Source organism: Mucilaginibacter ximonensis, from assembly GCF_042686265.1.
GTDB lineage: Bacteria > Bacteroidota > Bacteroidia > Sphingobacteriales > Sphingobacteriaceae > Mucilaginibacter > Mucilaginibacter ximonensis.
Genome location: NZ_JBHUPD010000004.1, coordinates 552,432 through 568,458 on the forward strand (window position 1 = coordinate 552,432; position 16,027 = coordinate 568,458).

Consider the following 16,027-nt stretch of genomic DNA (forward strand, 5'->3'; position numbering starts at 1 on the left):
AAATTTGTAACGCAATGGCATCATATCAGTTAAAGGTTACAATAGACAAGGATTCGGGATTTTGTTTCGGGGTGATTTACGCTATTGACATGGCCGAGGACATACTGCATGAAGACGGCTACCTGTACTGCCTCGGCGATATTGTACATAATGACGAAGAGGTTGAGCGACTAAAAAGTCTGGGCCTGCGCATTATTAACCACGACCAACTGAAAGACCTGCGCAATGAAAAAGTACTTATCCGCGCGCATGGCGAGGCTCCTGAAACCTACCGTACCGCATTGCAAAACAACATTACATTAATTGATGCCTCGTGCCCGGTAGTACTGAAACTTCAAAACCGTATTAAGACATCATACGATAATCAGGAGAAAATACTCATCTTCGGTAAACACGGGCATGCCGAGGTTATTGGCTTGCAAGGCCAAACTAATAATGAGGCGTTGGTTTTTCAGGATATTGCCGAACTGGACAACGTAGAGCTCCCCAAAAACATTACCCTGTACAGTCAGACTACCAAAAGCATGGAGAAGTTTTACCAGATTAAAGACGAACTAAATGCCCGTGGGTATGAGCTGAATGCCAACGATACGATATGCCGTCAGGTGTCCAATCGTGATAAAGACCTGCCTGCTTTTGTAAAAAACTTTGATAAAGTTGTGTTTGTATCCGGCGTTAAATCGTCGAACGGTAAAGTACTTTATGAAGTTTGCCGTAAACATAATCCAAATACTTATTTCATTTCTTCGACTGCCGAGCTTAAGCAATCTATGTTTGCTCCCGGCGATAAAGTAGGCATTGCCGGCGCTACCTCAACACCAATGTGGTTAATGGAGGATGTAAAAGCAGTACTTGAAGCGTTTTAGCCCCCCTGAAGGGGGAGTTATAATTAATGATAGTTTTTTTAGCTTGTCATCCTGAGCATCGCGAAGGATCTTATACACCTTGTCTATCGCTTTTATAAGATCCTTCGCGATGCTCAGGATGACAAGCGGGTTCATATAATCTTTTTGTAATTAAAAAATCCATCCTAAAGCGTTAAGTGCTTTTTTGCTATTTTTGCGCCGATGTCAAAAAAAGGAATATTGCTGGTTAATCTGGGCACCCCGGATAGCCCGAGCACAGCAGATGTACGCAAATATTTAAACGAGTTTTTAATGGACGGCCGGGTTATTGACGTTAACCCCGTTTTGCGTACGGTATTAGTGCAAGGCATTATTACGCCTTTCCGCGCGTCAAAGTCGGCTAAGTTGTATCAAGCTATCTGGGATAAAGAAACCGGTTCGCCTTTATTACATTACAGCAAATTGCAACATAAATTATTGCAGGAGCGTTTGGGGAACGAGTACCAGGTCGAGCTGGCTATGAGGTACCAAAGCCCATCTATCGAGGAGGCTTTGCAGCGCTTAAAAGCTAACTTAGTGAGCGATATTAAGGTTATCCCGCTGTTTCCGCAGTATGCATCGGCAAGCACCGGCTCCGTACAGGAAAAAGTGATGGACCTGGTAAAAACCTGGCAAACTATCCCCAATATTTCTTTTGTCAACTCTTTTCATGATGATGATTTAATGATACAGGCATTTGCCGAAAATGCACAGAAACATCAGCCTGAAACTTACGATCATGTATTGTTCAGCTTTCACGGTTTACCACAGCGCCAAATCAAAAAATGCGATCACACCGGCAGCTATTGCCTGCAAAAAGACGGCTGCTGCGATACACTGAACGATACTAACAAATTCTGCTATTCGGCACAGTCATACGATACCGCCCGTCTTATTGCCGAAAAAATGGGCCTGCCAAGAGAAAAATATACCGTTTGCTTTCAGTCACGCCTGGGTAACGACCCATGGGTGCAACCTTACACCAGCAAGGTGATCGAAGAAATGGCACATCAGGGCCATAAACGCCTGTTGGTTTTCTGCCCTGCCTTTGTAGCCGACTGCCTTGAAACCGTTTACGAAGTAACCGAAGAATACGGCGGCGAATTTAAAGCCCTGGGCGGCGAACATGTACAACTGGTTGAAAGTTTAAACGACTCGCCACTGTTCATCGATTCGCTTGAGCGTATGGCCAAAGCATAACCCATTAATGCAACTTTGTTGTTTTATTAATTGATTTTAGCCTTAAACTTTGTAAGTTTATGCATACTAAATCAATTCACTGTGATATTATCACTACCTGTGGCCGACTTATTAATACTGGCGTTATCGTTACAAGGCTTTATTCTTTCGGGCATACTACTTTACTCGGCCCGAAAAATAAAAAGCAACCGGTGGATAAGCCTGCTGATACTTTGTATTTCATTAGAGGCTGTCACGCCATATATATTGCAAATAGCCTATTCACATTCGTTTACGGCTATCAGCTATATTCTCTTTCCGGTAAACCTAGCCTTAGGTCCGCTCATTTACTTTTACACCCGCAGTTTAATTTTTGGCGATGAAGGGTTACCAAACAAAACGTACTTGTATTTTTTGCCCCTGCTGATTGGGCTGAAACATCAATTAATTTGGCTGTTTTACACCAGCGGATTACTGGCTATTCCGTTTATACAAGGGCTTTATTTCAAAACAGCGGTCCAGAATTTGCTATTTGCTTATAGTAACCGGTTTATATTTCTGTCCATGGCTTCAATGCTTATCTACATGGTAATCAGTTACCGGATGATCGCACAAACTACGGTCGACAAAGATGCACCGATAGCAAAAATAGAAGACATAAAATGGCTAAAAAAAATGCTGCAGTTGTTGTTTGCACTATTGGTTTTATGGGTGCTTACCATCATTGTAAAAACAATATTCAATACTAGCTGGGAGCATAGCATTCTATTTATTCCGGCTATTGCCTTTGTACACTGGCTGGGCTTCAAGGCCTACGCCCGGCAGGCACACATGGTACCGGCCGAGGTAGAAATTTATAACAAACCGGCGGCTAACATATCTTATTTCTCAACAACCGAATTAGCAGAATACAGCACGCTAATTTATAAGTTGATGAATGAAGAAAGGCTGTATCTTGATCCATTATTAAAACTCGACGACATAGCGGCAAAACTACGATTGCCGGTGAAGCATGTTTCGCATTTGCTCAACCAGCACGTAGGCAAAAACTTTAACGACTTTATCAATAGTTACCGGGTTGATGAAGCCAAGCTAAAGCTGGCCGACCCGTCATTAAATCATTTTACCATAGCTGCCATAGCTTACGATTGCGGCTTTAACTCGCTGCCTACTTTTCAGCGTTGCTTTAAACAGTTTACCGGGCTTACGCCCAGCCAATATCAAAACACACTAAAACTTAGTGTTAACCAGAGCAAACAGTAATCAAATCTGGATTTGAGTAGATGTCCGTTTGATAATCAGTTTTTTTTGATCTCAGATCAGGCCACGAAAAACCTGATGAGAAACTTATTTATTAAACCTTTAAATTTAAAAACATGAAAAAGCTGATTATTTTTTCGCTGATGTCTGCAATTACTTTTGGCGCATTTTGCAAACCTGTTAATCGTACACCAATTGCAATTCAAAAAACTGCCGATGACTCATTAAAAGCTTACACCGGCCGATATCAAAGTATACAAAAAGCGGGCACGTTTTTGGTAGAAGTATTGCTTACCGTTGACAACCGCCTTATTGCTCACAGCTTATGGGACGGCAACAAGTATCCGTTAAACCATCTTAACGGCGACAATTTTATTATGCAAGGATTTGACTGGTCGGTGAAGTTTGAGCGCGACAAAAACAATAAAATTACTCGACTGGTACTTAAAGGAACCGAAGTTTGGGACAGAATAAAAGATTTGTAAAAAATGGGGAGGTAAATTTAAATTTGCCTCCCCATTTTTTATTATCTCTTCTCTACCCGATCATAAAACCCGCCGAAGGCATTCATCTTTATCCCATCTTCTTTAAAAAACTCACCGGGGAAACCCAGATCGATCTTCGACGCGTCATCGAGTTTTTGCAGATGCCCGGCACTTAATTTTATCGCTGTCGATTTTAAGTTATCTTTCAGTTGGTCAACTTTGGTCGCCCCTACAATCGGGATGCACGAAAAACCCTGATGTGTTGTCCATTGCAACGCGACGTGGCTTGGCGACACGCCAAGTTCATCAGCAATTTCGACAACTGTTTTGGTTATACTTACGCCGCGGTCATCCAGGCGGCGGCTTTCTGGCTTAATACGCCCCTGCTCGCCGCGCAGGTATTTGCCGCTTAGCACGCCACCACCCAGCGGTGCCCAGGGGGTCACGGTCATGCCATAATGTTTGGCCATGGGTATCAACTCACGCTCTGGGGTGCGTTGTATCAGGCTGTACTCCACCTGCAGGGCCACAAACTGGCTCCATCCCATCAGCTCGGCCAGGGTGTTGCCTTTGGCTACCATCCAGGCGGGGGTATCACTTATGGCGGCGTAGTTAACTTTTCCCTGACGAATCAGGTCGTCCATACCACGCAGCACTTCGTCTATCGGGGTCAGGTCATCCCAAATGTGCAGGTATAAAATATCGATGAAATCGGTCTTTAATCGCTTCAGACTTTCCTCCACACTGCGCATCATATTTTTGCGGTTGTTACCCGACGCATTGGGATTGGTTTGATTATCTTTTAGCGAGTACTTGGTCGCGAGTACAAAATAATCGCGGTCATGATTCTGCATATAGTCGCCAATGATCTTTTCGCTGGTGCCCAGCTTGTATACGTTGGCAGTATCCAGGAAATTGCCGCCGGCTTCGGCAAAAGCGTCCATAATAGCAAAGCTGGTTTCTTTATCGGCACCCCAACCCGCTTCGGTACCGAAGCCCATCGTACCCAGGCATAATTGTGACACTTTAAGGCCCGAGCGGCCTAATAGTTTATAGTTCATAGTAGTTTTTTTGCGCGTTAAACAAATGTATAAAACAGCGCTGTTACCAGCACCCTTCAATTCAAACAATAATTTACAGCAATGGTTATTTAAATATGAGAATCATCACACTACATACCCGCATCAGTGTCGACGACCTGTTTAACCGCGTCAACGAAAAATTGAACCCATACTTTTTCGAACACCGGAAAGAACATATCATTTTTGAGACGGTAAAATCAGGCAACGCGATAGAGATCTATCAGCACGAGTTTTATGAAGGCGCGCTGTTTCATATTGAGGTTGATGGCCAACAGTTAAAGATCATCCACAATGAGCATTATGTTGACGATGTAAACTCGCTTACAATCTTCTCCATTTTAGGCAGTTTGTTTGAAGATCTGACAGACGACCCACGGGGGGTGGAGATGGTGCAGGAAGGGTAATTTATTCAGACGCAAAATATTGCGTCTCTACACGTTCAATTAATCTTGTACAAACAGAAAGCCTGTATTGCTACAGACCTTTCCTATTTATGAGGGATTCGATTATCCCTTAATCCAGCTAAATTTATACTCTAAAGTTGGGTTTTTCATGCGGTCGGCGATACGCAGCAGGCGGTCTGGCAGCGCTATCAGGTAATCACGGGCTTTCTCGCCCGATTCGCTCAGGCCGCTAATTGATTCGATGTGCCAGTCTTTTATAAGCTCTTTCAGGATATCGACATAATCGATGGCTGTGTAGATACCCAGGCGTTGGGCAGCATCTGTAAAGTGCCCGAAAGTTTGACCTATCTTTAACCCAACTTCCCTTAAGAAGTGCGCAGGCATTACTATTTTCTTACGCATCATATCCTCAAAAGCCAGCATAGCTTCGTTAGGGTCTACCTCAAATATCTTTTCGATAAAATATTTGTAAGCCTTGGCGTGACGCATCTCGTCCGACGCGATAACACCGCACATTTTTGACAGCAGCACATCGCCATCCTTTTTAGCCTGCGACGCTACCCTGCGGTGCGATACGTTTGTAGCAAGTTCCTGGAACGAGGTATAAATAAAGTTACGGTATGGGTCGTGCCCGGTACCGATGTCAAAACCATCGGCAATTAAGTATTGAGTTGAAACTTCCATAGCGCGCATATCAACGCGGCCAGACAGGTATAAATATTTGTTGAGTAAATCGCCGTGACGGTTCTCTTCGGCAGTCCAGGCACGTGTCCATTTCATCCAGCCGCCTTCTTCATTTTTTGAAACGCCTTCAACCATGGTAAGCCATGATTCATAAGTGGGTAGGGCTTCTTCAGTAATGGTATCACCGATTAAAACAGCCACCAGGTCGTATGACAACCCCTGAGCGGTTTGACGCAACTCTTTAACCTCGTCAAAGAAAGTATCTTTTGTTGAATCAGGTAAAAAGTCTGTCGGCTGCCAGATCGTCTCAATAGGTTTCAAGTATTCCTGCATTTTTTCAAGCATGAATTTCTCGATGTGAGACATTACTTCTTTTCTTTTTTCTTCAAAAAATACCATAGTTATTAATTAATTTACAAAGGTAATGATTTAAAACATTCAATAATACATCATTTTTTTCCGTTGTATCCAATAGCGTCTTTCATGCAATCGGGCAGGTTAGCTAATGATGGCTTTCCATTGAAGATAGAAAAATCACTGTCATACTCCCACATTATCCCCGGTATATTTAATGTTTTTAAACTGTTGCGTATAGCTTTAATATACCTGCAGCGACTTTCTTCATCCGCATATTTTTTATATGAACCATATTCGGTACAAATCAGTGGAACATCATACTTATTAGCCCATTTTTTAACTATCAATAGTTTATCCACCATTGACCGCTCATTGCCATCGCTGCGATACTGACTATAATTAGTTTCGCCCCAGGTGCCTTTGGTTTTAGGATTCATAGTGGGAAATTTATCCGCAATGTATGGAAAAGGTACCCCAGTAGTAGCCACCTGGTCGCCCACCCAGGTTGCGCCCTGATGAGTAAATAAAAAAGGTTCGTAAAAATGTACGGTGTAAATAATATTCTCGTCGGCCAGGCGCTCTGTGCGGCTTAATTCGTAAATGCTGTTATAATTCGAAGCGCCTACAATAAGCGTCCGTTTTTTATCTTCCTTTCGTATAGCCGTTACCATATTGTAAGCCGCGTCTTTCCATATCTGCGGATTCATGTGAGGCGGTTCATTATAGAGCTCAAAAAATAAGTCATCGGGGCTTTGCTTGCTATAATGTTTGGCTACTTTAAGCCATAAATTAATGGCCCGCAGGGTTTCAGTTAAATAATTATTGTCATTTATTTCGCCATAGTGATAATCAATTATTAGTTTTATTCCATATAAGTTACACAGCTTAACTACTTTATCTATACGATTGAAAACATTCTCAAGAGGTATATTTTTCGACTCAAAAAACGCAAATGCTACTGGCAGTCTGATGCTCTTAAAACCTAAAGTTTTGAGTAACTCAAAGTCGGCTTTCGTTAGCTTATCTTCATTCAATATATTAGGGTTCCAGGTTTGTTCAAGCCACGAAACGCTTATGCCGTTGTCCAGACTTTTGGCTCGTTTAAATGCCAGCACCCGTTCCTGCCCAAGAGTTGGATTACTTTTTGCTATGCTGACTTGCACAATAATAGCCAGCATCGCAATTACAAGAGACGCCGTCTGTATTACCGATTTATTTTGTATATTTTTATGCACTTGCTTAACTGTAGGTTTATTGTTAAATTTTTAAAAACGGTCCAATCTTTACCTAATTTCAGAAACTTGTAATGTTTGTTCAAATTACTAAAGAAGAATTTTCAAAAGAAGTTTTAAAAAAAGCCTGGTACCAGACTAACAATATCATCTGGACTATCCTTTTTTTGTATTGGCTTCTTGCTATCATAGATGTAATTTACAATCCAAATATCTGGCTGCAGTTTTTAATAGTACGTATAATCACTGCTATTGTAATTTACGCGCTATACACGCTCTTTAAGACCAAAAAGTGGAACTACCGGATATTACTGCACATTACATTCTTCGCGCTCTCATGTACTTCGGCTTTGTTGTGTACGCTCGCTAATTCGCAGCAGTTTAACGTTTATTTCCTGGTTTATTCGGTCATCATTCTTTTCTTTAACGTACAGGTGTTCTGGGAACCGGTACATTCTATTATTCAAACCCTGGTAGCCTTTATATTACTGGCGGTATTTTTTAACGCCTTTAGCGATTATAACATTGATCTGTTTGTAAACAACGGAGGGCAGTTTTTCTTTATTGTAGCCACACTATCCTGCCTTATTCCCAGCGCTCGGTTTAAAGTAATGGAGCGGGAGGCGCGGCAAACACTGCTCATTGAAAAGTCAAACGAACAACTTAAAGCGCAAAACCGCGATATTGTTGAAAAAAACGCCATAATTGATATGCAGTACGAGCGCCTGTTAAAAATGGACGAACAAAAAAACAGCTTCATTAATATAGCCGGCCACGATTTGAAGAACCTCATAGGTTCTATCATCATGAGTAATAACATGATCAAAGAGGAAGAATACCGACTGAGCGCAGATCAAAAAGAATTCACTGACTACATCAGTGAATCGGCCGAAAAGATGCAGTATATGCTGGCTAAGTTAATGGATGTGAAAGAGATCGAGTCGCCGGATTTAAAATTCAACATGGAGATATTCGATGTGAATATCGAGGTAAGGCGCATTTTCAGGGGTCTGATTGAAACCGCGCAGATGAAAAATATTCACCTGGTTGATAATATTTTGAAACTGCCGCTAAATGTAAAACTGGATAAAGTGTTTGCGGGGCAGATATTTCAGAACCTGCTTTCAAACGCTATCAAATTTTCACAAACTAATAATAACATTCGGGTAGTAACCAGCCTGCAGCGTCAAAAATTTGTTTTTGAGATTATTGACGAGGGTATTGCCATTGGCCAGGAAGAGCTGGATATGATGTTTAACAAGCTAAAAACATTAAACGATGCCAATACCAGCCAGGAAAGCCGTTTGGGCTTAGGCTTATCAATAGCCAAACTCATCACCCAGGAAATGGGCGGCGAGCTGTTTTACCGCAGCGATGACAATGGCAACTATTTTAGAGTAGAATTTTACGTAATTAACTAATAACGAACCAATGAATAAATTTTTTACCTCACTGGCCCTTTTCTTTTTGCTGAGCACTACAAGTTTTGCACAAAAAATTCTGTCGTTTCGTGCTATGGGTCATGATGATGACGCAATTGTAGGCATGATAGGCACCAGTGCTTATTATTTAAAAATTGATCCGAGTATTGAGTTAAACGGAAGTAAACTGGTGCTGTTTATACAGCCATCGCAGGCGTTGCTTAAAAACCTGTCGTACGTTAACGTCATGATTAACGACAGGCCATCATTCAGCAGCCGCCTTACGCAGGATTCTATCATGCAGATCAATATTAACCTTAGCCGTATGGATATGTCGACAGACAAGTTCCTGAAAATACAGGTTAAAACCTTATGTACCGTTACCGATGAAAAATGTAAGGATCTGGACAACCCGGCCATGTGGATGAAGGTTAAAAGCTACTCATACCTGTCGTTGGTTAAAAGCACTTCGAATTTCTTTAATAACGTTAATATCGGCAACTGCTTTGAAACCATGCGGGCAATTACCTATCCGGATAAACCAACGCTGCATGACCTTAAAGCAGTGGCCTGGGCTTATTCCCGGTTAAAGAAAGCCGACGTAAAAAATATTATGGTATACCCGGCAAGCAAACTGCCAGACTCGGTTAGAAACTATATTGTGTGCGGTAATATTTCAAGCCTGCCAGCTGATAAAAGAGCTATTGTTAAAATTACCCCACAAGCCGGCGAGGGCTTATTTTACCTAAACAAATCGGTAGTAAAAGCAGTAGACACGCTGACACGTTTGGTTACGGTAAACGGCAAACTGTTAACCGTAAAATCCTTAGAAGAAACGGCGGCGCCGTCAGAGATATTGTTTGTTAGCGGTGGCGACGATATAGGCTACGAAAAAACTATTACCGCCCTGGGTAACATGAACATTCTTAACTCTACCTTTGGCGATTATTTATTAATTAACCAGGCCGAGAACAAGTTCTTCAAAACCATCGACGAAAACCGCTCCAAATTATCGTTCCGTCAAATTGGTGGTACTACAAACTTCCTTTCGGGCATAGGTAATTTAAAAAGCGTTTACAACTTTAAAAACTCCGACTTTAGCTTTACTCCTAAAGAGGTAGAAATTCGCGTTATTGCTAACTACAGCAGCTTAGCACCTAATGACCGTGGTTATGTTAACCTTTACCTTAACGGCATGCTGATCAGCTCTGAAAAGCTGGATGCATCGGGCAAATTGAATACATCGGTAACCATTAACCGTTACCAGCACCATAAATACAACCAACTGGAGGTTGAGTTCAGATTTTACACCAGTGGTGGTAACTGTAATGCCAGCTTCAACGGTTTTTTTGCCGAGGTTGACGTCGATAAATCATATCTTGAATCAAAAAACCCATTCATCACCAGCGACCTGAGCTTCTATCAATATCCTGAAGCATTTAACTCAGGTACTACCCGCATTGTCACTACTAAAAAATATGCGCCGTATGCTGCGGCCGCCATGGGCGAGATTATTTATGAGCTGAACAATAATATCAATGCCAACAACTTCCCTGAGTTTGAGTACTCTGACGGCATTGATAAAAATGACCTGAAAAAAAATAACATCATTGCACTGTTATCGCACGATGACCAGCTGATGGACGATTTCCCGGACGCTCCAATTAAATTCAACCGTAAGTTCCGTTTGTATAATAACGAGAATAATAAGGTGGTATACTCGCTTTCTGATTCAGTATCCAACGGTCTGGCACAGATATTCTACGGCCGAAGCAATAACGCAGTGTTGGTAATTACCGCCACAGGCAAACATATTGCCGATGCATTTACAGCGGCAGCACGCTCTATTACCGAGCAGTTGTCTACCCTGTCAAGTAACGTGGCTATATCTGACGTTAATAATAACAAGTATCTTTTTAACATCAGCAAATCAAGCGAAAACCTGGAGTATGTTGATACCAAGAGCGTGCTGACCCGTTTCTGGGAAAGCTACAACCTATATATTTTGCTGGGTATGTTAGTATTGATATTACTATCGTTCTTGTATATACGTGCCAAGGTTCAAAAATCAACAGATATTTTCAGCGAGTAATTTGTTGTAACAAACATATTTTAAGTACTGGCGCTGTATAAAAGCAGCGCTGGTATTAGAGATTGTTTAGCTGTTAACATTTTATTTATAGATAATGCAGATAACTATTCCTGAGCTTTTGATCCAAGACGGCTTTTTAACTGAAGCCGATCTGGATAAAATCGATGATTTTTCTAAAAGATCAGGATTGTCATTTATAAAAATCCTGCTCAACTTTGGCTATCTGAGCCGCAAAAATTATGAGCGATCATTACTAAATGCCGGATACGAGTTCAAACAAATTCGCGGCGAAGATTACGATCTGGACGTACTGGAAAAAACCGATCTGAAATTTGCTGACGCTCACCTGGCCCTGCCTCTTCGTATTGAAAACAACAAGGTGGTAACCCTTATGGCCAACCCCAGCGACGAGTTGTTTGTAGATTACATCAGGTTTACCTACGATCTGGAGCCTGAAATTATCCTAGCGTCTGACCTGGACATTACCTGGCTTAGCCACGTTTTGCTGGGGCAGAAATATGTGAAGTCGGCCGTATTTGAATTACTGAACCGCGACCCGGAGAGCTCGGCATTGACAACTTTCACCACACCACAGCTTATCGTTACCTTTGGTATTTTTACGCTGGTTGTAGCAGGCTTGATGTTGAGTTTCGTGAACACGTCGATCATTATAAACGTGTTGTTAAGCTCTTTTTTCCTGGTATCAATAGTGTTTAAACTTTTCCTGGCTTTGGTAGGTTCGCGGTTTGAACTGCACCAGGCCATTACCCGCGAAGAAGTGCGCGAGGTAAAGGATGATGAGCTGCCGATATACACCATTCACCTGCCGGTATATAAAGAGGATAAGTTGATTAAGAAACTGATCTGGAACCTGCAAAGTCTTGATTATCCCCGCGAAAAACTGGATATCAAGCTACTGATTGAAGAAGACGACGATAAAACACTCAATGCAGTACGCAATCTGGATTTCCCGGCGGTATTTGAGGTAATTGTGGTGCCTTTTCACATGCCTAAAACCAAGCCAAAGGCCTGTAACTATGGGCTGCACTTTTCGAGAGGTAAATACCTGACCATCTACGATGCCGAGGACGTGCCAGATACCGATCAGCTTAAAAAGATTGTCAGCCTTTTCCATAAATTACCCGATAACTACATTGTTATCCAGTGTGCGCTTAACTACTTTAACCGTAATGAGAACTTCCTGACCCGTATGTTTACATTGGAGTACTCATATTGGTTTGATTATATGCTGCCTGGGCTTGATACCTTTGATATCCCTATACCGCTGGGTGGTACCAGCAATCACTTTAAGTTTGAGTATTTGATTGAACTGGGTGGATGGGATCCGTTTAATGTAACTGAAGACGCAGATTTAGGTGTACGTGCCTACGCCAAAGGTTATAAGGTAGCTATTGTTAACTCAACCACTTATGAGGAAGCAAATAACGAGATGTTTAACTGGGTGCGCCAGCGCTCGCGGTGGATTAAAGGTTACATGCAAACTCACCTGGTGCACATGCGCGACCCGGTAAAACTCTGGAAAAAAATTGGCTGGAAAGGTTTCCTGGGCTTTAATTTCTTTATCGGCGCCACACCGGTTACCTTCCTGGTATATCCGTTGTTGCTGGGCATTTTTATTTGCTACCTGATGTTTGACTTAACTTCCATACGATCGTTTTTCCCTGATTGGGTGTTGTTTATGTCGATTATCAATTTGATGGTCGGTAACATCCTCATGATTTACGTTAACATGATGGCGGTATTTAAGCGCCGTTATTATGAGCTGATTTTGTTTGCCATCGCCAACCCGATATATTGGTTACTGCATTCGTGGGCAGCTTACAAAGGCCTTTACCAGCTAATTGTAAAACCGTTTTATTGGGAAAAAACCAATCATGGTTTAAGTAAAGTTAATAACCAACCCGCCCCAACCGAGTAATGAACCCAAAGTTTAACATACGCATATCGCGCAGCCGCTCGCTGTTAATTATCACTTTGCTGATAGCGGCTTACTACTTGGTTTGCGGTATTTATTTAAATGGTTTAGGTTATTTTAACAAGGAGTCGCTTTTTTACATTGAAAAGGCCCGCATAGTTTTTGAAGGAAGCGGTTATAAGTTAAAGGTAATTGGTTTAACAGCGCCTGCCATACCATTCTTTGCAACGTTTCCGTTCACTATAATAAGTTCGCTGTTAGCACCGGTTATCGCCTCGGCACTAGGCACAGCGGCCTTGTTTTACCTGATGGCAACCACGCTAGTTAAAAAAAGCGACGACGATTATTATCTTTTTCTGCTGATACTGATTTTCCTGTTTCATCCCGGCTTGTTGTATACGGCGTGTTCGGGGAAAGCCATCTATCTGGCATTGATATTCTTTTATATGTTCTTCCTGAATATATTTAAGTTTTATACGTCGAATACAACGTTCCACATCTCAATTGCCAGCATTTGCCTGGTGATCCTGCTGTTTTGCGACTATAAGTTTATCTGGTTAACGCTATTCTTTATCCCGCTCATATTTTCTATTGCACTGCAATCATTAAACCTGGCCGAAAAGGAATCGTTGTTCAGAATGACGCAGAGCTTTAACAGCCCGTCGCTGCGCCGTAAGTTAATTAACAAGACGTTTGCGATGTACATCATTTTGTTCATCCTCCCAATAGCGTCTGTTATTTGTTATAAGTTGCTCAACCTAACCAATGCCAATGACGCTGACTATTTTCTGAACAGCCCTTACGCAACCTGGAATGTTTTGGCCGAGCGATTTGCTTATGAGACCACCGCGCTGAATCCGCAATTTAAATCGCCGGAGGTTTCGCTGCTCATCTCAGCGCGTATGATCATGTTTTGCCCGCTTATTTTATTTGCAATAGCATTGTTTTGGCGCAGCACTTACCAAATCTTAACGCTTATTACTCCGTTTGCTTTTGTCGAATTCTTGCATATAAAATATGACAAGGCGTTCCTCGCGTATGAGTATTACCTGATATTTTTAATCCTGGCGATATTGTGCTTTGCTATCAAAGCTCAATCACTAAGAAATAGTTTTTGGTTTAAAGCGATATTAACCGTAATTATCCTTGCGCAGTTCTACACCGGTTATTATTTTCTATCAACCTCACAGATTGAAGATGAGCGCAACTTCATTACAATCTTACTCAACCGCACACCAGATACTCGACAAGACGAAAACCGGGACATGGCCAACTATATTAACGGCTTGCCTGATGGTTCGAAGATATTGGTTGATGACGCAACCGCCTACCCTATTGTTGCGTTTACCAACAATGTATCTGACATGACATTGCCTTACCAGGAAGGCTTTTTGAGCGCTATTGAAACACCGGGGCAGTATGTAAGCTATATATTGGTAGCAGGCCCTAAAAACCCCGCCTCAGGATATACTATTTTAAATTCCCGTTATTCGCCTGTTATGAATCAAACCGGTAATAACTATTCGTCGCTGCAAAAAGCTTACGAGACTGACAATTGGATACTCTATAAACTTTATTAATCTTGATCTGTAAATTAGCTTTTTACTGATTTAAAACATTTAAGAGACTTACCCGTATTGTTTATATACTAAATCGATATGGCAGCAGACAAACCTCAGGGTAGCAACAAAAAAGAACTAAGCTATACTACTAAAGTATGGCAAACTGTTGGTATCGTCGCGCTGCTTGTGGTAACTATCCTGGTAATAAGGGTAGCCTTTGATATTTTGTTAATGGTACTGGCCGGGTCATTAATAGCCACCTATTTTCATGGTTTGGGCGATGCTATACAACGCCGCAGCAAACTTACCCGCAAACCTGCCATGATCATTGCCGTTGCTATTACCATAATTTTTGTCGGAACGCTGTTTTGGTTTATGGGCACCAAAATATCTGCACAGGTAGCCGAGTTAAGCAACACCCTTCCACATACTATAAATAACGTTCGTAGTAAACTATCACAAACATCCTGGGGCCAAAGTATTTTAAAAAACTTTTCAGGCGATAGTACCTCTCAGAAAATGATGAGCACTGCACAAGGTTTTTTTAGCACAACATTCGGGGTACTTGGCGATATATATATCATTTTGTTCCTGGGGATATTTTTTACAGCTAATCCGTCACTTTATAAGGATGGTATCCTTGTATTGGTTCCACACAGCAGGAAGAAGTTGGGTAAACATATTCTTGACCGCGTTAGTCTGTCATTAAAAGGCTGGCTAAAAGGCACTTTATTCTCTATGCTCTGTGTAACGATACTTATAGGCACCGCATTAAGTATTGTAGGCATGCCAGTGGCCCTGATACTGGCCTTGATCACCGGTTTGCTGGAAATGGTGCCAAGCATCGGTTCATTAGTGGCTATGATACCAGGCGTATTACTGGCATTTACAGTAAGCACCAATATGGCCATTTTAGTGGCCATAATTTACATCACTTCGCAAACTATTGTAGCTAACATTATCACACCGCTTATTCAAAAAAAGATGATCAATTTACCGCCTGCTTTAACATTGATCAGCCAGCTCATCATGGGTTCAGTATCAGGGGCTTTGGGTGTGATACTTGCAGTGCCGTTATTGGCTATTATGATTATTTTGGTTGATGAGCTGTATGTTAAGAAAATAGCGCACAATAACCCAAACTCGGTAAAGAAAGAGGTATTGGATTAATCAGGTAACAATTCCAATAGTGAGCTATAAATAAAAAAGAAAAGCACTCTTCGCTAAAAGACGGGACTCGACTTGGCGTCAACGGGCCGCCGCGCTGTCAACGGCAAGACAGCAGCTCAATTATTTTGTTCGATTTCAGCAATCACCGTCAGTTATCAGTTGGCTAGTCAGCCAATTTCTCAAAACGCAAAACGCCCATCTTCTAATGAAGACGGGCGTTTGATAAAGTTTGGCACCGACCTACTCTCCCACGTTTTACCGCAGTACCATCGGCTCTGG

At 41.9% G+C, this 16,027-nt stretch carries 13 protein-coding genes; 10 read left to right on the plus strand and 3 right to left on the minus strand.

Annotated features, from left to right (window positions below; all coding sequences use genetic code 11):
• Positions 1 to 14: 14 nt before the first annotated feature.
• From ACFS5N_RS19535 to ACFS5N_RS19550, 4 genes are all read left to right on the plus strand, one after another.
• Positions 15 to 866: a 4-hydroxy-3-methylbut-2-enyl diphosphate reductase gene (locus ACFS5N_RS19535; RefSeq protein ID WP_377189846.1), complete on the plus strand. Its 852-nt coding sequence runs from the start codon at positions 15 to 17 to the stop codon at positions 864 to 866.
• Between the two features lie 201 nt (positions 867 to 1,067).
• Positions 1,068 to 2,084, plus strand: coding sequence for a ferrochelatase (gene hemH, locus ACFS5N_RS19540; protein ID WP_377189849.1), 1,017 nt, complete (start codon positions 1,068 to 1,070; stop codon positions 2,082 to 2,084).
• Positions 2,085 to 2,165: 81 nt separating this feature from the next.
• Positions 2,166 to 3,326 (plus strand): helix-turn-helix domain-containing protein, encoded by a 1,161-nt coding sequence (locus ACFS5N_RS19545; RefSeq protein WP_377189852.1) that lies wholly within the window; start codon positions 2,166 to 2,168, stop codon positions 3,324 to 3,326.
• Between the two features lie 113 nt (positions 3,327 to 3,439).
• Positions 3,440 to 3,808 carry a hypothetical protein gene (locus ACFS5N_RS19550; RefSeq protein WP_377189854.1) on the plus strand — a complete coding sequence of 123 codons (369 nt, stop codon included), beginning with the start codon at positions 3,440 to 3,442 and terminating at the stop codon, positions 3,806 to 3,808.
• A 41-nt stretch (positions 3,809 to 3,849) separates the two neighbouring features.
• Here ACFS5N_RS19550 and ACFS5N_RS19555 read toward each other — a convergent pair whose 3' ends face one another.
• Positions 3,850 to 4,869, minus strand: coding sequence for an aldo/keto reductase (locus ACFS5N_RS19555; RefSeq protein ID WP_377189857.1), 1,020 nt, complete (start codon positions 4,867 to 4,869; stop codon positions 3,850 to 3,852).
• Between the two features lie 95 nt (positions 4,870 to 4,964).
• On the opposite strand from ACFS5N_RS19555, the gene ACFS5N_RS19560 reads away from it, so the two are divergent.
• Entirely contained in the window at positions 4,965 to 5,294 is a 330-nt protein-coding gene (locus ACFS5N_RS19560; protein ID WP_377189859.1) for a hypothetical protein, read from the plus strand.
• 102 nt (positions 5,295 to 5,396) lie between these two features.
• Here the strand turns inward: ACFS5N_RS19560 and ACFS5N_RS19565 are convergent, their stop codons facing one another.
• Positions 5,397 to 6,377 carry an acyl-ACP desaturase gene (locus tag ACFS5N_RS19565; protein ID WP_377189862.1) on the minus strand — a complete coding sequence of 327 codons (981 nt, stop codon included), beginning with the start codon at positions 6,375 to 6,377 and terminating at the stop codon, positions 5,397 to 5,399.
• 50 nt (positions 6,378 to 6,427) lie between these two features.
• The gene (locus tag ACFS5N_RS19570) at positions 6,428 to 7,570 is read right to left on the minus strand and encodes a glycoside hydrolase family 5 protein (protein WP_377189865.1); all 1,143 of its coding nucleotides are present in this window, start codon (positions 7,568 to 7,570) and stop codon (positions 6,428 to 6,430) included.
• A gap of 71 nt (positions 7,571 to 7,641) precedes the next feature.
• On the opposite strand from ACFS5N_RS19570, the gene ACFS5N_RS19575 reads away from it, so the two are divergent.
• The 5 genes from ACFS5N_RS19575 (at position 7,642) to ACFS5N_RS19595 (ending at position 15,748) form a co-directional block, all read left to right on the plus strand.
• Positions 7,642 to 8,988 (plus strand): sensor histidine kinase, encoded by a 1,347-nt coding sequence (locus ACFS5N_RS19575; RefSeq protein ID WP_377189868.1) that lies wholly within the window; start codon positions 7,642 to 7,644, stop codon positions 8,986 to 8,988.
• 10 nt (positions 8,989 to 8,998) lie between these two features.
• The gene (locus ACFS5N_RS19580) at positions 8,999 to 11,080 is read left to right on the plus strand and encodes a cellulose biosynthesis cyclic di-GMP-binding regulatory protein BcsB (protein WP_377189871.1); all 2,082 of its coding nucleotides are present in this window, start codon (positions 8,999 to 9,001) and stop codon (positions 11,078 to 11,080) included.
• 94 nt (positions 11,081 to 11,174) lie between these two features.
• Positions 11,175 to 13,019: a glycosyltransferase family 2 protein gene (locus ACFS5N_RS19585; RefSeq protein ID WP_377189874.1), complete on the plus strand. Its 1,845-nt coding sequence runs from the start codon at positions 11,175 to 11,177 to the stop codon at positions 13,017 to 13,019.
• On the plus strand, positions 13,019 to 14,596 hold the full coding sequence (locus ACFS5N_RS19590) for a hypothetical protein (RefSeq protein ID WP_377189877.1): 1,578 nt from the start codon (positions 13,019 to 13,021) through the stop codon (positions 14,594 to 14,596). Before ACFS5N_RS19585 ends, ACFS5N_RS19590 begins: the two co-directional genes overlap by 1 nt.
• Positions 14,597 to 14,674: 78 nt before the next feature.
• A complete protein-coding gene (locus ACFS5N_RS19595; RefSeq protein WP_377189880.1) occupies positions 14,675 to 15,748 on the plus strand; it encodes an AI-2E family transporter in 1,074 nt (357 codons plus the stop codon).
• Positions 15,749 to 16,027: the final 279 nt, after the last annotated feature.